The organism is Rhizobium sp. CFBP 8762 (genome assembly GCF_014841565.1).
Lineage (GTDB): Bacteria > Pseudomonadota > Alphaproteobacteria > Rhizobiales > Rhizobiaceae > CFBP-8762.
In genome coordinates this window covers 216,497-236,920 of sequence record NZ_JACYUD010000006.1, presented here as the reverse complement: position 1 = coordinate 236,920, position 20,424 = coordinate 216,497, and the positions used below count along the sequence as shown (strand labels likewise).

Sequence of the window (20,424 nt, the reverse complement as noted above, 5' to 3'; positions counted from 1 at the left end):
CCTCCCAAGGCACTGGATTGCGCAAGAGCTGGCAAAGAATGTTGCACCAGCGCACCATCCGGGCCATAGCGCTCGTCATGATCAAAGACACAAATGACAGGCTGGTTGCCGTTTCTGCTTTCGACGCCGACGACCGGGATGCGGTTTATCGCGCAATTCAGTCGCGGCGTGATGTTCGCGACCAGTTTCGGGGCGATCCGATCCCGGACGATGTGCTGCGCCGTTTGCTGGAGGCCGCCCACCAGGCGCCATCCGTGGGCTTCATGCAGCCATGGAACTTTATCGTCGTGCGCGACAAGGCGTTGCTGGAGCAGGTTCATACGGCTTTTTCAAAGGCCAACGCCGAAGCGGCACGCTTGTTTACCGGCGAGGCCCAGGCGCTCTATCGCAGTCTCAAGCTGGAAGGCATCCGCAAAGCGCCCTTGAGCCTCTGTGTGACGTGCGACCCCACCCGGGGCGGCGAGGTGGTGCTGGGGCGAACGCACAATCCACGTATGGATGTTTACTCGACCGTCTGTGCCGTCCAAAATCTATGGCTTGCCGCGCGGGCCGAAGGTGTCGGGGTCGGTTGGGTCAGCATTTTCCACGAGGATGACGTGAAGGCGGTGCTGGGTATCCCCGATCATGTCGAGATCGTCGCCTGGCTGTGCGTCGGTTTCGTAGATCAACTCTACGAAGAGCCGGAACTTGCCTTGAAAGGATGGCGGCAGAGACTGGATCTGAACGATCTGGTGTTTCAGGATCGCTGGAATAGCAAACCTACTTCGGGTTCTTGAGATCGATCGCTTTTTCGTTTGGTGGCAGGAATGTGGGGCCGACCACGCGCACATTTGCTTTTGAAGGGTCGTAGGGGCGTGCCGGTTGTTCCGGTGCCGGTGTGGCCGTCACCACCGCTGGCGGCGTTGGCTGGGGCTTTGCTGGTGTCGCAGATGCCGGGGGCAGAGCTGCGGAGGGAACGCGGGCCGTTGGGGCCTTTGGGGCCGGGAGTGCTTCCGGCGCTACGGGCTGTTCTGACTTTGGGGGCTGAGCAGGCGCCGTGACTGTCGTTGTTGGTTCTGTTTTGGGACTAGGCGTTGGCACGGTGATCACACTTGGGCTTTGTTCGCGCAGCGCCTTAGGCGTGTTGCCATACATCTTGGGCGGATTGCTGACCTCGCGCTGTGGCACGCCTTCAATGGCGCAGCCATTGGCACGTAGCGCAGCCAGTACCCGCGAGCGGACAAGATCACCTTCATTCGAACCTGCCCGGGAGCGCAGATCGTCCCGACGCGACTGCTGGAGATCGGCTACGCGATCCTGCAATGCCAGCACTTCATCCTCAAGCATCATGCACTGGCGGTCGGAGGCATAGTCATCGTAGAGGTCGCCACGCTCACCACTGCAACCATACCGGCGCAGATCTGACCGTGCGCTGCGCAGTGCCCGCAATTGATCGTTGAGTTGACGGTCGAGCCGCGCAGAGGTGGGGTCGATCTCGTAGGTTTGCGGCGCGCTGGCCAAACGCTGGTTGAGGCGAGCACACAGATTTGCGTCTTGCGCAACAGCGGAGCCAGCTGCAAGCAGGAAAAGCAGAAGGGCGGCGGAACCGAACTGGGGTGACACAGGCAGACCTCAAACCAGAATAGATTGTCCCGCTGTTAGCCGCAAAACATGGCTACACTGGGTCCAATACTGGTGCTTCTGATAGTGCGTGTGGTTGTAAAGGTCAATTTCGCCGCTGCCGGGTGCATGTCCCCGGCAGCGGCTGTTATCAGTGTACAAACTGTCTTAAGCCGCAACAGATACCGGTTGTTCATCCAGCGGAGCAACTATGTCGCCATCAATTCCAGCAAGCACCTTCATAGTGGACAGCATCGTCTGTGTCACCGGCCAGTCGATTGCGACGGCATCGACGGTGCCGATGCGAACCGGATTGCCGATGCGTGTGCCCGGGCAGCCCATGCGCCTAAACATGCGCTCCAGGAACACGTCGGTAACCGTCACGACGTTGTGGACCCCTTTGGCAAGCGACAAAGCGCCTACACCACACATCAATTCCGCTGCCGCAAGTGTGACGTGATTGGAACCGCGATTCTGCGTGATTTCCGGGTCGATACAGAACCGGCTGGACTCCCAGATGGTGCCTGAGTGTATCGGCGGCTTTCCGCCCAAAAGCACGGGGAACGTGTTGTTCAACATGTTCGGCCCGGATGTTGGAAGCAGCCGCAAGGCGCCGCGCACCGCACGGGTGGTTGGGTCCAGCGACAGAACGTAGATGGGATTGTTTCCATCATAGTCGTCAATTTCCCATCCCTCCTGCACCGAAACGTCCCACTGAAGCAGCTCATGGAAAACACGGTATCGAAGACGGAACATGGAGTTGAGCTCGGCAAGATGAGCCAGTTTGTTGGACGAATCGCATACTAAAATCATAGGGGTTCTCCTGTTAGAAACCCGGAGGACATCGCTAATTCTTGATAAAAATGTAACTGACGGTAGTGACAGGTAAAAATAACAATCTAGGATTTAAGGAATGGTTAGTAGACCGGTGGCGGTGGCTTGGGCAACGGCTTGGGAATTGGTGGCAGTATTCAGCTTCGCGCGGACGTTGGTCATGAAAAAGCGGACTGTCCGCTCGGTTATGCCGAGTATCTTGGCCGTTTCCCAATAGGTCTTGCCGGCGGCTATCCAGTGGAGAACCTCGCTTTCTCGCAGCGTCAGGGTCCCTGCGAGAGGAGGAACGAACCTGTCCTGTTCGGCCGCATGAAACATGGCACCGAGAAAGCTGAGGTCACGAAGATGAGCGCGAAGAAACCTGCGCCACTCCGCCTCCTGCATGTCGGCGTTGATGGATAACAGGGCTATGCGCGGCGAGCGCGTCAGCAGGGGAACGGAGATGCCTTGTGTTGGCACATCTAGTTTTTCCAGCGTGCGAAACAAGGGCTCGCTGTCGGGAAAACGTCTGCGTGCGTCCTCCCAGTTGATGGGGCGGATTCCCGTCATCATCAGTTTCAGAACTGGGTCGATCCGATAAAATCGGCGCGCTCGATACATGTCTTCGACATGCGGACCGAATGTATGACTGAGCCGCACGGCCCTGAGCCCCTGAAAGCCAATCTGCGCTTCAAGGTACAACAGGCCACGCACGGGAAAAATGGACTGCATCAACGAAAAAAACCGTTGTGGTCCAACGGCGCCTTCACGTTCAAGAATATCCAGAAGGTCAAAAAACCCCTGATGACGCACAATGATTACCCTGTAAAATTAGGGGATCATCGCCGTACATCAGGGGTTTGTAAAGTACAGAATTGTAAAAGTTTTATAGTACAACCAAGTGAGCGTTTACGCCTCGTCTTCGTAGGGGTGGGTTGCTTCCACCACGGCGAGCGCTGCCATATTGACCACGCCACGCGACGTCACCGAAGGCGATAGAATATGGGCGGGCAGGGCAGCACCAAGAAGAATGGGTCCCACATGCAAGCTGTCCGTCATGGTTTTGACGACACCGAGGGTAATGTTCGCTGCGTCCAGATTCGGGAAAACCAGCAGATTGGCTTCGCCGGACAGCGTGCTGTTGGGCATGACGCGCTTACGCAAAACTTCCGAAATAGCCGAATCGCCGTGCATTTCACCATCGGCTTCCAACTCCGGCGCAACCTTGCGCACCAGTTCGGTCGCCGCACGCATCTTGGATGCGCTTTCGGAGTCCCGGGAACCGAAGTTTGAATGCGATACAAGCGCTGCGCGAGGCGTAATGCCAAAGCGGCGGATTTCCTGCGCGGCCATAACGGTCATTTCAGCAATTTCTTCCGCAGTCGGCGCGAACTTCACATAGGTATCGGTGAAGAATGTCGCGCCGCGTTGTGAGATCAACAGGCTGAGAGCGGAAAAATCGAGCACACCGTCGCGCTTGCCGATAATCTGGGAGACATCGCGCAAATGCTTGCTATAGCGCCCTTCCAGACCGCAGATCAGCGCATCGGCTTCCCCACGACGCAGTGCCAGCGCACCAATCACTGTCTGGTTCGTGCGCACGATCGTGCGGGCGGCTTCCGGTGTCACGCCGAGGCGACCTACCAGTGAGAAATACTGATCGACATAATCGCGGAAACGCGGATCGCCTTCCGGGTTGATGACTTCAAAATCCGCATCCGGGCGGATGCGCAGACCATAACGTTTCAACCGGGTTTCAATAATCTGTGGGCGACCAATCAGGATCGGACGGGCCGTGCCTTCTTCCAGCAGCACCTGTGCAGCGCGCAACACCCGTTCGTCTTCGCCTTCGGCAAAAATGACCCTGTTTTTCGCGGCCGTCTTGGCGGCGGCAAAAATCGGCTTCATCAGGAAGCCGGAGCGGAACACGAACCGGTTCAACTGGTCGAGATAGGCGTCGTAGTCCGCGATCGGGCGATTGGCGACACCGGTTTCGGCTGCTGCTCTGGCAACAGCAGGCGCGATACGCAGAATCAACCGCTGGTCGAACGGGGAAGGAATCAGATAATCCGGTCCAAAGACTGGCGTTTCCGTCGTGTACGCGCGGGCCGCAACGTCGGACGGTTCTTCACGCGCAAGCGATGCAATGGCGCGAACGGCAGCCATCTTCATCTCTTCGTTGATGGTCCTCGCGCCGCAATCCAGTGCGCCCCGGAAAATGTAGGGGAAGCAGAGAACATTGTTGACCTGATTTGGGAAGTCCGAACGACCCGTGCAGATCATGGCGTCCGGCCGCGCTGCACGCGCCAACTCCGGCATGATTTCGGGATTTGGGTTCGCCAGTGCCATTATTAGCGGCTTCTCAGCCATCTGCGCCAGCAGTTCGGGCTTCAGGACACCCGCCGCCGACAGGCCGAGAAACACGTCCGCGCCACCGATGCTATCCGCCAGCACGCGTTTGTCCGAGTTCTGCGCGTAAACGGACTTCCACTGGTCCATCAGAACCTCGCGGCCCTCATAAACGAGACCTTCAATATCATGGACCCAAATATTGCTGCGGTCCGCACCGAGTGCGACCAGCAGATTGAGGCAGGCAAGTGCCGCTGCGCCCGCACCGGATGCCACGATCTTGACCTTGGAAATGTCCTTGCCAGCCAGATCCAGTCCATTGAGGATCGCAGCCGCCACGATAATGGCCGTGCCATGCTGATCGTCATGGAACACTGGAATGTCCATGGTTTCGCGCAGGCGCCGCTCTACGTCAAAGCATTCCGGCGCTTTGATATCTTCCAGATTGATGCCGCCGAAGGTCGGCTCCAACGCGGAAATAACATTGACCATATCGTCGACGCCAGCGGCATCGATTTCGATATCGAAGACGTCGATACCGGCAAACTTCTTGAACAGAACAGCCTTGCCTTCCATGACCGGCTTGGATGCCAGAGGGCCGATATTGCCAAGCCCGAGCACTGCGGTGCCGTTGGAAATAACCGCTACCAGATTGGCGCGGGAGGTATAATCCGCAGCCAGAGCCGGGTTATCACGAATGGCAAGACAAGGGGCTGCTACACCCGGCGAGTAGGCCAGAGCGAGATCGCGCTGGTTGCCAAGGGGCTTTGTCGCACGGATTTCCAGCTTTCCGGGCGAGGGGTAGCGATGAAAAAACAGCGCCTGCTCATCCATGTCCCCGGCAGACGGAACAGTGTTCTGCGGGGTGGCGGGTGTTTTTGAAGTTTCGCTCGTCATACCGGTTGATTCCATCCAAAGTCTGAGTGGTTTTGAGCCTTCTTGCACAAATAGCGGCAAGGGTACAGATCACAGCGCCGCGCACGGGGCCACAACATGTGTCGCGTTAGCACAATTGGCCCCTTGGCCGCACGTTGGCCCATGGTATAGCTCGGGTCTCACAATACAGGTGTTTCATGACAGCCGATTCGCCGCTGGTCTACCACCAGCCTGCGCCACCCTATTTTGTTCTTCGCACGGCGTTTTTGTTCGCGGCACCGTTTTTCGTCAATGGTGTGGCACTGCCGTTTTTCCCGGTATGGCTGCGCTCCCTGTCGATGACTGACCTGCAAATCGGGCTTGTGCTGTCCGTCCCGCTTCTGGTGCGGGTCATGACCGCACCGGTGGCCGGCGTCATTGCCGACCGCATTGGCGAACGGGCGGATGTCCTCATCTGGAGTGCGGGCCTGTCGTTGCTGACTGCGCTCGCCTTTTTCATGGGTGGCGGCTTCTGGGTCGTGTTGATCGTCTACGGGCTGCAAGGTGCCGTGTACTCACCCTATGTTCCGATTGTCGATTCCATTGCGCTCTCGGGCGTTCGGCGATGGGGTTTTGATTACGGTCGCATCCGCGTATGGGGATCGCTGTCTTTCATCGTCGCGACCATGATGGGTGGAATGTTGATTGGCCGATATGGCGGGGGCATCGTCCTGCCGGTCATGGCTGCGGGTTTTGTGCTCACGGTCATTGCCGCTCTCTTGTCTCCGAAAGTCGGTCGCCCGCGTCGCGCCAACGCCATACCGGCGCTGGAAACACCACCGAATTCCCTTCGCCAGAAAGATTTACAGTTGCTGTTGCTCGGCGTGACCCTCGTGAACGGCAGCCACGCTATGCTCTATGCGTTTTCAGCGCTTTACTGGCAGCAACTGGGCTTTACCGGAACACAAATTGCGGGTCTCTGGAGCGCTGGCGTCCTGGCCGAGGTTCTTGTGTTCATGGTGGCGAAGAACATTCGGCGGCACGTCAGCGTCTTCACCATGATTTTAAGCGGTTGCACGCTTGCCGTCGTGCGGTGGATACTGTTCCCCCTCGGAACGGATTTCTTCTGGTTTCTCGGCCTGCAATGCCTGCATGCGTTCACCTACGCTATCATGCACAGCGGCATGCAGGGGCGTATCGTCGAACGGGTATCGGAGGATCGCGAAGCATCGGCGCAGGGCCTCTATTTCTTCTACACAGGCACGTTCACGGCCTTTATAACGCTGATTTCCGGCTCGCTGTTTGAGAGATTCCACGTTTACGGGTTTTGGGCCATGGGTGGCTTTGCCTTCCTGGGACTTTTTATGGCCGTCCTCGGCTGGCGGCTTCAGCCCCACAGCCTCGGTTCTGGTGGCAGAACCAGAGAGTCGCGATAGGCAAGGCCCGGCTCTCGGTCCTTTGCCAGCAAAAGCGGTCCGTCCAGATCAACAAAGTCTGCGCCTTGTGCCAGCAGCACAGCCGGTGCCATGGCAAGCGAAGTGCCGACCATGCAGCCAACCATAACTTTCAGGCCAAGTTCGCGGGCACGTGCGCGCATCAGCAGGGCTTCTGTCAGCCCACCCGCCTTGTCGAGTTTGATATTAATGGCATCATATCGGTCGACGAGGGAGGCCAGATCGTCCGTCTTGTGCACACTTTCATCCGCGCAGACAGGTACGGGCCGCGAGACTGTCGCGAGCGCACCGTCATCCTCTTGTGGCAAGGGCTGCTCGATCAACCGCACGTCGCATTCCACACAGACCGCGAAATGCGCCGCCAGCGTCTCCGGTCGCCAGCCTTCATTGGCATCCAGTATCAAAGCGCTGTCAGGCGCAGCCGCACGAACGGCACGAATTCGAGACACGTCGTCACCCGTTCCAACCTTCACTTTCAATAGGGCCCTATGGGCATAGGCTTTTGCCTGCGCCGCCATGGTTTCGGGCTCCCCCAGAGAGATTGTATAGGCTGTTGTGAGTTCCACCGGTGCAGACGTCTCACCCATCATGCGCCATGCAGGCATCGCGCCGCGTTTTGCGTCCAGATCCCAAAGCGCGCAATCGACCGCGTTGCGCGCAGCCCCGGCAGGCATCAACGTCTGTACAGCAAGCCGGTCTGCCCCGGCCTCTATATTGGACCGAACAGCTTCGATTGCCGCCGTAACGTTCTCCATCGATTCGCCGTAACGTGCATAAGGAACGCATTCTCCACATCCGGTGTGCTGGCCTTGGGTCAGCCTCACACAGAGGACATCAGCCGCTGTTTTCGCACCCCGTGATATCGTGAAACTCCCTGCTATAGGGAAGCTCTCATGTGTGATGGTGAGCGTGGTCAGCATGAATTCCTCACAGCGGGTCTATTTTTTATTGAGGTAGCACCTATTATAGCGTTTCTGGCGATGACACCATGGTTTGAACACCGTATGAGTCTGCTGAGACAAGAACAATTCAGGAAGATTCGAAGCCGTTGACAGACACCGCTCAGAACACTGCCCGCAACACCGCTTCGGGGGCAGATGTGCAGGAACAGCAGGCGGGCAACGGTGGCGCACACACCTTTCTGTTCGACGGCGAGTGGCGTTATCAGGCTGCGGAACAGTTGCGGCCAAAACTGAACGAATTTTCCGCCAACGGTCAGGGCGGAGCCGAGATTGACCTCAGCGGTGTCACCGCTATGGACACGGCGGGTGCCTGGGCGATACGGCGTTTCATGACGCAGCTTCAGGATGCCGGTGGTGAGGTCAAGCTCACCGGCGACAAGCAGCGTTATATCGATCTTATTGGCGCCCTGCCGGAAAAGCTTCCCGAGCCCGCGGCGGACGATAACTCATCCACATTGTTTGAACGGATTTTTGCACCCCTGGGTGTTGGCGTCAAATCCCTATGGGACGATGTTCTGGCCGCCTTGTATATTCTGGGCTCCGCCGTTCGTGGTGCACAGTTGAAGCTTGGGCGTCACAGCGGGCTTTCACCCGCAGCCATCGTCAACCAGATTGATCAGATGGGCGTCAAAGCGGTGCCGATCATTCTGCTGATGTCCTTTCTGATTGGGGCCATCATTGCGCAGCAGGGTGCATTTCAGCTTCGTTATTTTGGCGCCGAACTGTTCGTTGTCGATCTGGTCGGCATTCTGCAATTGCGTGAAATTGGCGTCTTGTTGACCGCGATTATGATTGCGGGTCGTTCCGGCAGTGCGATCACCGCTGAAATCGGCTCCATGAAAATGCGGGAGGAAATCGACGCGTTGAAAGTCATGGGCTTGAGCCCTGTCGGCGTGCTGGTTTTTCCGCGTCTGGTTGCGCTGACCATTGCTTTGCCGCTTCTGACGATCATTGCCAATTTTGCGGCTTTGTCCGGTGCCGCCGTCGTTACATGGGCCTATTCCGGCATCACATTCGCCACGTTTCTGGCGCGCCTGCAGGAGGCTGTTGAGCTTTCCACGGTCATGGCAGGCATGATCAAGGCTCCGTTCATGGCGCTGATCATTGGCGTGGTCGCTGCGGTTGAGGGCATGAAGGTCGGCGGCAGCGCCGAATCGCTGGGCAAATGCGTGACCGCGTCGGTGGTGAAGGCTATTTTCGTGGTGATCCTTGTGGATGGCCTCTTTGCCATGTTCTATGCAGCGATTGAGTTTTAGAATGGAACAGGCTGTGCAAACCGAAACTAAGAACGGGCACGAACCGTCAGATCATCAGGATGACAAGGACAGGGAGGTTATTCTCTCCGTTCATGATCTCACTGTGAAATTCGGCAGCAATACGGTTCTCGATAATCTGAATCTGGAAATTTACCGGGGTGAAATTCTGGGTTTTGTTGGCGCGTCAGGTACCGGAAAATCGGTCTTGATGCGCACCGTCTTGCGACTTTTGCCCAAGGCCGCTGGCGAAATCCACATTCTCGGCGCACAGTACGACAAGGTCAGCGACGAAGAACGCATGCGGCTGGATATGAAGCTTGGCGTTCTGTTCCAGCACGGTGCGCTGTTTTCCGCGCTCACGGTGCTGGAAAACATTCAGGTCCCCATGCGTGAATATCTGGATTTATCGCAGGAAACTATGGACGAACTGGCACGGCTGAAGATTGAGCTTGTAGGCCTGGCACCCGAGGCTGCTAACAAGTTTCCATCCGAACTCTCCGGCGGGATGATCAAGCGCGCCGCGCTGGCACGGGCCTTGGCGCTGGACCCGGATCTCGTCTTTTTGGATGAGCCGACCTCCGGTCTCGATCCGATTGGTGCAGCCGAATTTGACGAACTGATTGCCAAATTGCGTGATACGCTGGGTCTGACCGTCTACATGGTTACGCACGATCTCGACAGCCTGTTTTCCGTCTGTGACCGAATTGCCGTTCTCGGCAAGAAAAAGGTTCTGGTGGAAGGCACAGTCGAGGATATGCTGGCTTTTGATGATCCGTGGGTGCAATCCTATTTCCGCGGCAAGCGTGCCCGCTCCATCGTTACGCAGGATGGCGAAAACGCCGCTGCCGCTTACGATCACAGCCCCAAGGGCGATGGCACCGATGCAGTCGACACACGTACAGACACGACGATAACGTAAGGGTATCAGACTATGGAAACCAAAGCCAATTACGCGATTGTCGGATTTTTCACGGTTATTGTGATCGCCGCTGCCTTCGGCTTCGTCTACTGGATGACCCAGTATGGACGGGGCGGACAGATGGTGGAACTGATCGTCAACATTCCGGGCTCTGCCAATGGTTTGAGCGTCGGCTCACCGGTTCGCTTCAACGGCATACCGGTCGGTTCGGTCCGCAATCTCGCCATTAACTCTGCCGATCCACGGTACTCGCTGGCGGTGACGCAGGTATCGGCCGATGCACCGGTGCTGAAATCGACCAAGGCGACGCTGGAAATTCAGGGCCTGACCGGCGCTGCCTATATCGAGTTGAGCGGTGGCAACAAGGGTGACGAAAATATTCTGACCACAGCGCTGAACGCCGGCAGTTCCGCGACGATCACCGCTGACCAGTCCAGCGTGACCAGCCTTCTGACCACAGCTGACCAGATCCTGAAGCGGGCCAACAGTGCAGTTGGCGACATTCAGGGCTTTGTAACCGATGTGCGCGCGCCGCTGACCGGCACTATCGTCAATGCGGAAAGCTTCTCGAAGTCCTTGGCTAACAATGCCGAGGGCATCGACCAGTTCCTGCAAAGTGTCAGTGCACTGTCCACCTCGATCAACGGCGTGGCCGGAAAGATTGACTCGACAGTCGAGGCCGTCGAGCGGTTGATCAAAGCCGTGGACCCGAAGAAGGTCGATGTGATTCTTGCGAATGTCGAAAAGATGAGCAGCGACTTCGCCGACGCATCCGGCAGTGTTTCCGAGGCCATTGTGGTGTTCAAGAACACAGCCTTGACCTACGACCAGTTCGGTCGCAACGCAACGAAGACCCTCGATCGGATCGATCAGTTGGTGGCCGCTGTCGATTCGCAAAAAGTTGGCATGACGGTTGATGATATCAATAAGGCCAGTGCGGATGCCCGCAAGGCCATTGCTGACATCTCGAGTGTTACAGAGAAATTCCGCACGCGCCAGAACGACATCGACCAGACCATTACAGACGTGACCCAGATGGCCAACAAGCTGAATGCAGCCTCCAGTCGTGTGGATGGCATTCTTGTGAAGCTGGACGGTTTCCTGGGTGATGCTGATGCGCCGTCACTCTCTGAAAATGCACAGGCGACTCTGGCATCGTTCCGCAAGGTGGCCGACAACATCAATGCGCAGATCGGACCGATTGCTGACAACATCAACCGCTTCTCCGGTACCGGGTTGCGTGATATCCAGACACTGGTCAACGAGACCCGCCGAACTGTGCAGAACATCGACAGCACAATTTCCGGACTGGACCGCAATCCCCAGCGTTTGATTTTCGGTGGTGACACGGTCAAGCAGTATGATGGTCGCACAAGACGCTGACGCTTTGACCGAGCCTCTTGTAACCGTGGCAAAAATACGTCTCGCAGCTTTCATTTGTTTGCCCCTGCTGCGAGTCGCTTGAATATTTGTAACAGTCTCATACCCTTGCGTATGAATGTGATGCGTCAATTGTATCTGCGTTAACGGGCCGATTTGAGAAAGTCGGCGATAGGATCGGAAGCGGAATGAAGTCCATAGTTTTGACGAGCAAGTTGAGTGCGTCTCGCATTGCGTTGGCGTCCGTTATCTCTCTTTTGTTGGCCGGCTGCGGTACGAAAGCCAGCAATGACACCTTCAGTCTTACGTCTACACCAATCATCGCCAGCAAGACCGGTGTGGCCAAAGGAAGGCAGATTCTGGTGCCGGAACCGACGGCGCTGAAAGCGCTGGATAGCGAGCAGGTCGTTGTTCGCCTATCTAATTCGGAAATTCAGTACCTGTCCAATTCGCAGTGGAGCGATAAGCTTCCGCGTCTGGTTCAGGCCAAACTGGTTCAAGCCTTTGAGAATACCGGGAAGCTCGGCGGCGTGGGCAAACCCGGCGAGGGCCTTGCAATCGACTATCAGGTCCAGACAAGCATCCGCTCGTTTGAAGTAACGACGGGTGCCAATAGCAGCGGCACGGTCGAGATTTTTGCCAAGCTTGTCAACGATCGCAATGGCTCGGTCCACGCCCAACAGGTGTTCCGCGCAACCGTGCCGGTGGCTGCCGCAGGCAATGCCAATTATGTGCAAGCGCTCGATCAGGCTTTCGCGCAGGTCACAAGCGATATTGTCGCCTGGACATTGCGGTCCATCTAGGGACCGCAGCATAGCGGCTGATGCAAACGTCTAGCGACGTATCCAGCAACTAATCAGTCATGAGTAAGGCCTTGTGGAAACACGGGGCCTTTTTGCTTTTGTGCCCTTCCACCAGCCAATAGTCCAGTGTGTCCGGGTGGGGCAACTTTGGAGGATTTCTCCAATCAGAGCGCTTTTCGTTCTGATGGAATCAGATCGGCGCCCTAAACCTTTATGCCGAAAGCATAATCTTATCGATCCTCGTTTCACTCCGGTCGGATTATGCTCTAACTCTTCCGTCAATGGTTATGCAGTCTGCCGATACCCGCGTTGACGTTGCCACTGGACGCCTCAAACAAACCGTATGGCATCCCCAGAGCAACTTTGACCGCCACAACTTTTCAAGGCACAAAAAAACCCGCCGAAAGGTTCGACGGGTTTTTGTGTTCCAGCGGACTTTTATCAGTCGAGTTTACGCAAACCGCCCCGCCGCATGCGCGAGCATTGTGTACACTTTGCCGGTGTCCGACGTCAGGTACGACTGAGTGATGGACTTGTCCGTATCATTGCGACTGACATCGGCGAGCAGCTTTTCGAAATCGCCGATATAACGATCCACGGCGGCACGAAACTCGCTTTCGCGATCATATTTCCGCTTGATCTCATCGAAGGTCTGTTGCCCCTTCAGCGTGTACAAACGCCGCGTAAAGATATCGCGCTCGCCGCGCTGGTAACGCCGCCAGAGATCGACCGAGGTTTCGTGATCAATCGCACGGGCGATATCGACCGAAAGCGAATTGAGGGAGTCTACGACCTGACGCGGGTTGCGAACTTCAGCTGTACGCGGCTGTGCCTGTGCCTGTACCGGTGCTTCTGCGGCGCGGGCTGGCGTGGCAGGCTGCGCTTCGGCGCCACGAAGCAGGTTACGCATCCAGCCCGCTTTTTCGTCCTCGGTAGCCGGGGCTTCCGCTTTAGGCGCAGACTTGGGTACGGGAGCGGCCCGTTCGGCATCCAAAGCGCCACGCAGAGGCGTTGTTTCAACGGGCCTCGTTTGAGTTACAGACGACGCTACCGTTGAGGGGCGCGGCGACTGTAATACCGTTGCAGCCGGAGCGGCCTGTGGCTGAGCCACCTCCAACTGGGCGGACGACTTGCCGATAATGTCCGACAGTTCCTGCAGTGCCTTGATCTGCTCGGTGACAGCACGGCGCATGATGGCTGCGTTTTCCTTGGCTTCTTCCGGTAGATCGAAAGCACCGCGCTTCAACTCTGTCCGGGTCGTGTCCAATTCGTTGCGAATCTGTTCAGCAGACGTGCGGATCGTATCCGTGGCACCGCTGAACTTGGCAAGCGCATCGTCAACGGCGACCCGCAAAGCGTCCCGCAGTTGAGACGATAGCGTACCGGACTTCTTGTCCGCTTCTTCTAGCAATCGCTCCAGATCGGTAACGGAAGCGCCGACATTGCTGCGCAGCCGCTGGGCAACCTCTTTCGAGCGCTTTTCCGCGTGACCGAAGGTAGTTTCCAGCGAAGCTCCGGCCTGTGCGCCCGCCTGTTCAATGGCGGAGCGAAGAGACGTTGCTGCGCTCAGGGCACGTGCTTCGGTTTGAGACAAGGTTTCGTTGACCGATGCAAAGGACTCCGAAACACCATTCTTAAGGTTTTCAGTGATCTCGCCGGACCGTGCCTCAACCTGGCCAAATGCCGCTTCCAGCGACTGGTTTGCCTCATTGCCAGCCTTGGCAATGGCATCGCGCATATTGGCTGCCGCCTGCAGCGCTCGGCGTTCTGTGGATGTCAAAGCGCGGTTCACGGTTTCGAACGATGTCTCCACGCCACTGATGACCGTTTCGGCAATTTTGCCGGAGCGTTCTTCCACCTGACCGAAGGCCGTTTCCAGCGAAAGGCTCGCGTCCATTCCGGCCTGAGAGATGGCATCGCGCAGCGACGAGGCGGCACCCAAGGCGCGTGCTTCCGTCGCCGATAGCGACTGGTTGACCGCGTCGAACGAGCCTTCAACGCCTGTGGTCAGAGCATGGGCAATCTCGCCTGTACGCTCCTGCGCCCGGGTAAAGACGCCTTCAATCGTATGGCTCGCGTCCTGACCGGCCTGCGACAGGCTCGCACGCATTCCCTCGGCAGCAGCAGCGGCTCGGCTTTCTGCCTCGGTCAGCACCTCATCCACATCCGAAACGGAGGCGTGCAAGCCCGATGCGAGATTCCGTACGGCTTGGCCCGAGCGCTGCTCGGCGCGCACGAAGATGCCTTCCACAACGCCTTCCAGCGCACGCATCGTTTTTTCGATATCGGCAGAGCGCTCAACCAGCCCGGCTGAAAGGGTGCGCAGGGCATCCTGACGCTCTTCCAGCGTGCTGGCAAGGCTCGACTGAGCAGCGCCAAGAAGATCGGAGGCCTGCGTCAGCACACGGGAATGGTCTTCAAACCGACCGACGATACCACCGATCTGCGACAGCGTCGTGGTGGAAACATCCGTGAGTTTTTCAGCTTTGCCTTCCAGTAGACGGGCCGATGTGGAGAGCAAACCACTGGCGCGGTCCGCGTGCTCGGTAAAGCGCGCCGTGGTCGCGTCGAGTTGGCGATCCATGGCCCCAATGCTTTCGCCAGCGGTTTCAACGGCCGTGACGATGGACGCGTTGCTGAGGGCAAGCTGCTCGATCAGATTGGTGGCCGTGGTCTGCATGCGTGCTTCCACGGCATTCATGACAGCGGCAGTTTCATCGGCGCGGGTTGTCAATTCGCTGAGCGTATCACCGGTGCGCGATGAAATCGCCTCAAGGAAAGCCTCATTCTCGCGGCGCAGGCGCTCTGTCTGTTCACGCGTGGCGTTGGCAATTTGCTCGACCGTGTCGCGACCCGTAATGGCATATTGTTCGATGACGGGGCGGGCCTGCTCTTCAATCAGACGGGCAAGTTCGGCGGAGCGTCCTGCCAGCATGGAGTTCAGCTCGCGCGTCCGGTCGTCGAGCGTTGTGCGAATGCTGTCGCCACGTGTATCCAGCGCTTTTTCAACCTCGATGAGACCCTGCTGCAGGAGGCCTGCATGTTTGGCCAACCGGCTTTCTGCCGCTGCAATGCGCTCGGACATGCCGTCGCTGCGCTCTTCCACAGCACGGGCAAATTCTGCGTTGCGGGTCGCCAGCGCGGCTGCGAAGTTTTCGCCAGCCTGTGCCAGAACTTCGGCAGCGCGAAGGGCCTGCGCGTCGATATCCTGTGTTGTCTGGGTAACCGCCTCGCGCAGTGTCCCAGCCAGCGCGGATGCACGGCCCTCAATCGACCGGCTGATATTGTCCAGCCCAATGTTCAGAGCACGATCCATTGTGCCGAGACGCTCGTCAATCCGGCCTGTGCCTGCATCAATGGTGGTGGCGATCCGTGAGGCGGCCGTTTCGCTGATCTGATCGATCTCGCCGATGCGGTTTGATATCGCGTCGGAAATGCGTTGGCCGGCCGTATCAGCAATGGTAGTCACACTGGTAACACCGTCGCGGATACGCCCTTCCAGAGCGCCGAGGCTGTTGGTGATCTGCGTTCCTGTCTCGTCAAACCGCCCGGCAACGCCGTCAATGCTGGAGCGCAGCCTGCCTTCCAGCGCGCCCAGATTGGTTTCAAGCAGGGTGCCGCTATCGGCAAAACGCGTATGCGTTTCGTGCAGGGTGCTATCGATCTTGGTCGTGAACGCATCGGCTGCGGATGCAATCTTGTCGGACGCATCGCCAATCTGGCCGGCAATGGTACCAACGCTGGTGCGCAGACGCGAATCGAGGTTGGCGGCACCGGCTTCGATAACTTTGGCAATCCCGTCCTGACGGTCTTCCAACGTCATTTCCAGCATGCTGGCGGACGCGGCAAGCGTCGCGCCGATGCTGGTGGATTGGTCGGCGAGAACCGATTCCAACTGACCGCGACCCTCGGTGACGACGACGTTGATTGCATTGATACGATCATCGAGCGTGGCGCGGATCTGGTCGTGGGTCGACAGGATGGAGCCAGTGATGGCTTCGGCGCGAACGGAGAGGGTGCGATCAATGTCGGCAGCATGGTTGGCAAGCGTGCCGCCAATCTCGTCGGCGCGATCTTTCAGCGTCGCGGTGATTTCACCGGCGCGTGAGGAGAGGGTGCGGACGATCTCAGCCGAATTGCCATTCATCGTCTCGGCAATTTCGCTGACGCGGCCACCGAGCGTTTCGGCAATCTGCGATACCCGTTCCGACAGCGACTGCTCGATATCCGTGGCGCGATCCTTCATGGTTTCCGCAATGACGGTGGTGCGCAGCGATAGATCGTCGGCGATATCGCCAGCGCGCGACGCCATTGTGTCGGCGATGGTCACGGCCCGCAGTGCCAGACCATCGGCAATCTCTTCCGCGCTGGTGCTGAGTGTGACGGACATATCGTTTGCGCGAGCGCGCAGCGTCTCAGAGAGTTCCGCAGCACGCGTGGACAGCACTGTATCCAGCGCATCCGTCTGCGCAGCAAAGGTCCCGCCGATCGTCCGGCTGCCTTCCGAAAGTGAAGTTTCCACGCGGCTGACGGCGGCGTCAACCGTCTGCTCAATGGCACCGGCATTGGTTTCCAGCGTAATGGCGAGAGATGACGTATGGGTCGCGAGCGTATCGCCGATCTGACGGCTGCCTTCGCTGATGACGGAGCCCACGCGGCTGACAGCGCCATCCACCGTGGATTCAATCGAGCCGGTGCTGCTATCGAGCATGATGGCAAGAGACGAGGTGCGGTCCAGAAGCGTATCGCCGATTTGGCGTGTGCTTTCATCCAGCAGCGAACCGACCCGCTCGACCGCGCCGTCTACGGTGGTGCGAATGATACCAGCGCTGTCATCCAGCCTGGTAGACAGAAGCGTTGTGCGCGTATCCAATGCGTCTGCAATCACACGGCTGCCATCGGTGAGCGTGGCGTTGACGCGAGAAACCGCACCGTCGACCGCTGATTCCAGTGCGCTGGCATTGTTGTCCAGCATAATGGCGATCGAGGATGTTCTATCCAGCAGCGTATCACCCAACTGGCGCGAACCATCTTCAAACAGGGAACCCACACGGGTAACGGCGGCATCGACCGTGGAGCCGATCTGCTCACCGCTGCTATCCAGCATGATTGCCAGGGACGACGTGCGATCGAGCAGAGTATCGCCCAACTGACGCGAACCGTCCTCCAGAACCGAGCCGACGCGGGCGACAGCCGCATCTACCGTGGAGCCAATCTGTTCGCCACTGCTATCCAGCATGATGGCGAGCGTTGAGGTACGGTCGAGCAAGGTATCGCCGATCTGGCGTGACCCTTCGTCGAGCAGTGTTCCGACACGTCCGACTGCGGCGTCAACGGTGAAGCCAATCTGCTCGCCGCTGCTATCCAGCATGATCGCCAGCGTCGATGTGCGATCCATCAATGTTTCGCCAATCTGGCGGCTACCGTCCTTCATCAGGGTATCAATACGGCCGACACCGGATGTAACAGCATTTTCAATGGCGCCGGTATTGCGTGCGAACGTCACCTCGATCTGGTCGGCGCGGCCGGACAGGGTCTCGGTCAGAACACGGCTGCCGTCGGCCAGAATGCTTTCGACTTTACCAACGGCGGAACCCACTGCCGTCTCGATTGCACCGGTGTTAGCGGCAAACACAGCACCAATTTCGTCGGCGCGGCCCGAGAGTGCGCCGTGCAGTCGGTCGGTTCCGTCGCTCAACACCGTTTCCACGCGGGAAACCGTCGTGCCAACCGATGTTTCTATCTGGCCAGCGCGTTCTTCCAGCGCTGCATTCAGGGCGGCGGTGCGCTCTGCCAGCGTGCGATCCAGTCGAATCTGTGTGGTCGCGAGTGTTTCGGTGATTTCGCCAGCGCGGTTCGATAATGTCTCTTCGAAACGACCCTGAACGGCTTCAATGCTTTCGGCGAAGCCGCTGCTGCGCGCATCAAGCGCGTCAATAATGCGGTTTTCGCTGTTTTCCATGGCGCGGGAAAGGGCTGCCGCACGCTCGCCAAACTGGCTGCCGATGCGGTTTTCCGTTGCGGTGAGACCGCTCAGCAACCGCTCCGAACGGTCGCTCAGCACACCATCGATACGCTCATGCACGTTGCCGATAGCAGCGGAAAGTTCTTCCGCCTTGCCAGACAGCGCATTTTCAATGAAATCTTGCGCGGTGCCAAGCGTCGTGGCCAGCGTCAGTGATTGATCCGTCAAGGATGAGCCCAGCTTGTCGATGCTGGTGTTCAGGATGCCGTCGATGGCGCTGGTGCCACTGGATACGGTTTCGTTGATGCGCCCGAGGCTTTCCATCAGCTTCGAGTCCAGCGTGCCGGCGCGCTTGTCGAAAGCGGTCGCGAATTCCTGGAAGCGCGAGTCAAATGCGGTGGCCAACTGACCGACGGTGGCCTGAAGACGATCATCGAAGAAGCCGGTGCGCAGATCGATATCCATGATGGCATCGTCGGCACTGGTCTTGAGGGTCTGTCGGAAGTTCGCGCCCTTTTCATCCAGCGTTGCGTTCAGGCTGTTCAGGATATCGTCGAGACCACCGGTAATGGCCTGCTGACCGATGCTCAGGCTGTCGTTCAGGTCGCGTGTGCGGGCAATCAACGTTTCATTCAACTGGCGGGCGCGCTCGTTCAGTGCAGCGTTCAGCTTTTCTGTGTTAGCGTCCAGCGACGATGCGCGGGTTTCAAACTGGCCAAGGAGATTCTCTCCGCGCTTGGTCAGCGTCTCGCTGATCGCTTCCAGCCGGGTATCGAATTCGTTGGTCAGGGCAAATCCGGCGGAATTCAACGTCGACAGCAACGAGTCGGTGCGCGATGCCAGCATGGCACCCATGGTCTGCGTTGCGCTGTTGGATTTTTCCATCAGCATTGCCGCGCGAATATCGATCATAGAGGCAAACGCCTCGCCGGATGTTGCGATACGGGAGGCAATATCCTCGCCCGCTGTCGACAGATCATCTTTCAATTGATCATGCGCACCGCTGATCGAGGAACGAATGCGCTCCGCATGGCTGACGATGGCTTCACGCTCCGCGCCCAGCTCCTGCACCAGTGAGCGCACACGCAGTTCATTGTCGGAATAGCTCCGCTCCAGAGCATTCACCTCGGAATGAACCAGCGTTTCCAGCTCTGTCGCGCGTGCAATCGTGCGCTCGATGCCTTCGTTCATGGCGGACACTTCGCGACGAACAGCCTGACCAACGCTCATCACGCGATCCGCTGCGGCGGTTTCCGGCTCGGCCAGACGCATGGCAACTTCAGCCATCGAGCGGGCGGCAGTCCGCAATTCCTGCGCACGAGACACCATGATAGCAAAGGCGAAGAACAGCAGGACAGGCAGCAAAAGAGCCAGAACAAAGCCCAGCGTACCGCTGAGCGAAGCGGCATCGCCGGAAGGGCTCCACAGCGCATCGCCATACATCAGCTTGGCGAACCCGATGCCGCCCAGAATCCAGACCAGCGATATGAGCGCGGCGGCCCTGAGCGCATTGCGGCCCGAGCGCGTGTCCAGCGCCTTTAAGACTGCAGCCGGGGTCTTGCGACCATCATCATTGGCGGGTGCGAAGGTTTGCGTCTTTGCAGGTTCTTTGGGCGCACTTTCCGGCTGAAGATTTCTCGCCGAAGGCGTGGGTTGCCGTGTGTCGGACATTGCGGTCTCCGGGCGGTGCTCAGGCTTCTTGGCCGGGCTCTGCGTTTTGGGAGCTGGCGTTTCCAGATCGTTGAAGTCGATATTCAGCGCATCTTCCAGTGCCTGGAAGGCTTTATCGTCAATCGACTCAGGTGTCTTGTTCGTCGCCATACGGATACGCCTCGTTACTAACTGGCAGGCCGGTTATACGCCTGAACCCCGCCGCCGCCCGATGGCAAGAGTTCTGTCCGGCCCGGATGACAGGAGCCAGGCTGTATACGCCAGCACGTTTCCCATCACCGTTTCTTACTCATACACATGACAAGACGGTAAATCCTGCCGATTGCACCTGTCTTCAAGCTTATCTTAGTGGCACATAAGCGCCCATCTTACAATTCGGCTGCATCCTGCCCAAGCGA

General features: G+C 58.1%; 12 protein-coding genes. 6 read left to right on the top strand and 6 right to left on the bottom strand.

The window, feature by feature from the left end:
• The first annotated feature begins 77 nt into the window (after nt 1-77).
• Nucleotides 78-776 (top strand): 5,6-dimethylbenzimidazole synthase, encoded by a 699-nt coding sequence (bluB, locus tag IFT84_RS15120; protein ID WP_192120971.1) that lies wholly within the window; start codon nt 78-80, stop codon nt 774-776.
• Here bluB and IFT84_RS15115 read toward each other — a convergent pair.
• The 4 genes from IFT84_RS15115 to IFT84_RS15100 all read right to left on the bottom strand — a co-directional run bounded on the left by IFT84_RS15115 (nt 760) and on the right by IFT84_RS15100 (nt 5,658).
• Nucleotides 760-1,602 carry a hypothetical protein gene (locus IFT84_RS15115; RefSeq protein ID WP_192120815.1) on the bottom strand — a complete coding sequence of 281 codons (843 nt, stop codon included), beginning with the start codon at nt 1,600-1,602 and terminating at the stop codon, nt 760-762. The genes bluB and IFT84_RS15115 overlap by 17 nt on opposite strands.
• Nucleotides 1,603-1,767: 165 nt before the next feature.
• Nucleotides 1,768-2,412 (bottom strand): acyl-homoserine-lactone synthase, encoded by a 645-nt coding sequence (locus IFT84_RS15110; RefSeq protein ID WP_192120813.1) that lies wholly within the window; start codon nt 2,410-2,412, stop codon nt 1,768-1,770.
• Nucleotides 2,413-2,505: 93 nt separating this feature from the next.
• Nucleotides 2,506-3,144 carry a response regulator transcription factor gene (locus IFT84_RS15105; RefSeq protein WP_192120810.1) on the bottom strand — a complete coding sequence of 213 codons (639 nt, stop codon included), beginning with the start codon at nt 3,142-3,144 and terminating at the stop codon, nt 2,506-2,508.
• A 177-nt stretch (nt 3,145-3,321) separates the two neighbouring features.
• Nucleotides 3,322-5,658 carry an NADP-dependent malic enzyme gene (locus IFT84_RS15100; RefSeq protein ID WP_446737608.1) on the bottom strand — a complete coding sequence of 779 codons (2,337 nt, stop codon included), beginning with the start codon at nt 5,656-5,658 and terminating at the stop codon, nt 3,322-3,324.
• Nucleotides 5,659-5,834: 176 nt separating this feature from the next.
• On the opposite strand from IFT84_RS15100, the gene IFT84_RS15095 reads away from it, so the two are divergent.
• Complete coding sequence (locus tag IFT84_RS15095; protein ID WP_192120808.1) at nt 5,835-7,052, top strand: MFS transporter; 1,218 nt, start codon at nt 5,835-5,837, stop codon at nt 7,050-7,052.
• Here IFT84_RS15095 and dgcA read toward each other — a convergent pair.
• Nucleotides 7,004-7,990: an N-acetyl-D-Glu racemase DgcA gene (dgcA, locus tag IFT84_RS15090; RefSeq protein WP_192120806.1), complete on the bottom strand. Its 987-nt coding sequence runs from the start codon at nt 7,988-7,990 to the stop codon at nt 7,004-7,006. The genes IFT84_RS15095 and dgcA overlap by 49 nt on opposite strands.
• Before the next feature lie 128 nt (nt 7,991-8,118).
• Between dgcA and IFT84_RS15085 the strand changes: the two genes are divergently transcribed.
• From IFT84_RS15085 to IFT84_RS15070, 4 genes are all read left to right on the top strand, one after another.
• Nucleotides 8,119-9,288 (top strand): MlaE family lipid ABC transporter permease subunit, encoded by a 1,170-nt coding sequence (locus IFT84_RS15085; protein ID WP_197975564.1) that lies wholly within the window; start codon nt 8,119-8,121, stop codon nt 9,286-9,288.
• Nucleotides 9,269-10,207: an ABC transporter ATP-binding protein gene (locus IFT84_RS15080; protein ID WP_446737607.1), complete on the top strand. Its 939-nt coding sequence runs from the start codon at nt 9,269-9,271 to the stop codon at nt 10,205-10,207. The genes IFT84_RS15085 and IFT84_RS15080 overlap by 20 nt, the downstream gene beginning before the upstream one ends.
• 12 nt (nt 10,208-10,219) lie before the next feature.
• The gene (locus IFT84_RS15075) at nt 10,220-11,590 is read left to right on the top strand and encodes an MlaD family protein (RefSeq protein ID WP_192120802.1); all 1,371 of its coding nucleotides are present in this window, start codon (nt 10,220-10,222) and stop codon (nt 11,588-11,590) included.
• A 185-nt stretch (nt 11,591-11,775) separates the two neighbouring features.
• On the top strand, nt 11,776-12,390 hold the full coding sequence (locus tag IFT84_RS15070; protein ID WP_192120800.1) for an ABC-type transport auxiliary lipoprotein family protein: 615 nt from the start codon (nt 11,776-11,778) through the stop codon (nt 12,388-12,390).
• A 451-nt stretch (nt 12,391-12,841) separates the two neighbouring features.
• On the opposite strand, the gene IFT84_RS15065 is transcribed toward IFT84_RS15070, so the two are convergent.
• Nucleotides 12,842-20,176, bottom strand: coding sequence for an apolipoprotein A-IV repeat region-like domain-containing protein (locus tag IFT84_RS15065; protein ID WP_192120798.1), 7,335 nt, complete (start codon nt 20,174-20,176; stop codon nt 12,842-12,844).
• Nucleotides 20,177-20,424: the final 248 nt, after the last annotated feature.

Excerpts from the sequence above, each read along its gene's own strand:
- bluB (WP_192120971.1), top strand. The coding sequence starts at position 78 with ATGATCAAAGACACAAATGACAGGCTGGTTGCCGTTTCTGCTTTCGAC.
- IFT84_RS15110 (WP_192120813.1), bottom strand. The coding sequence starts at position 2,412 with ATGATTTTAGTATGCGATTCGTCCAACAAACTGGCTCATCTTGCCGAG.
- IFT84_RS15105 (WP_192120810.1), bottom strand. The coding sequence starts at position 3,144 with ATGCAGTCCATTTTTCCCGTGCGTGGCCTGTTGTACCTTGAAGCGCAG.
- IFT84_RS15100 (WP_446737608.1), bottom strand. The coding sequence starts at position 5,658 with ATGACGAGCGAAACTTCAAAAACACCCGCCACCCCGCAGAACACTGTT.
- IFT84_RS15095 (WP_192120808.1), top strand. The coding sequence starts at position 5,835 with ATGACAGCCGATTCGCCGCTGGTCTACCACCAGCCTGCGCCACCCTAT.
- dgcA (WP_192120806.1), bottom strand. The coding sequence starts at position 7,990 with ATGCTGACCACGCTCACCATCACACATGAGAGCTTCCCTATAGCAGGG.
- IFT84_RS15080 (WP_446737607.1), top strand. The coding sequence starts at position 9,269 with ATGCAGCGATTGAGTTTTAGAATGGAACAGGCTGTGCAAACCGAAACT.
- IFT84_RS15075 (WP_192120802.1), top strand. The coding sequence starts at position 10,220 with ATGGAAACCAAAGCCAATTACGCGATTGTCGGATTTTTCACGGTTATT.
- IFT84_RS15070 (WP_192120800.1), top strand. The coding sequence starts at position 11,776 with ATGAAGTCCATAGTTTTGACGAGCAAGTTGAGTGCGTCTCGCATTGCG.
- IFT84_RS15065 (WP_192120798.1), bottom strand. The coding sequence starts at position 20,176 with ATGGCGACGAACAAGACACCTGAGTCGATTGACGATAAAGCCTTCCAG.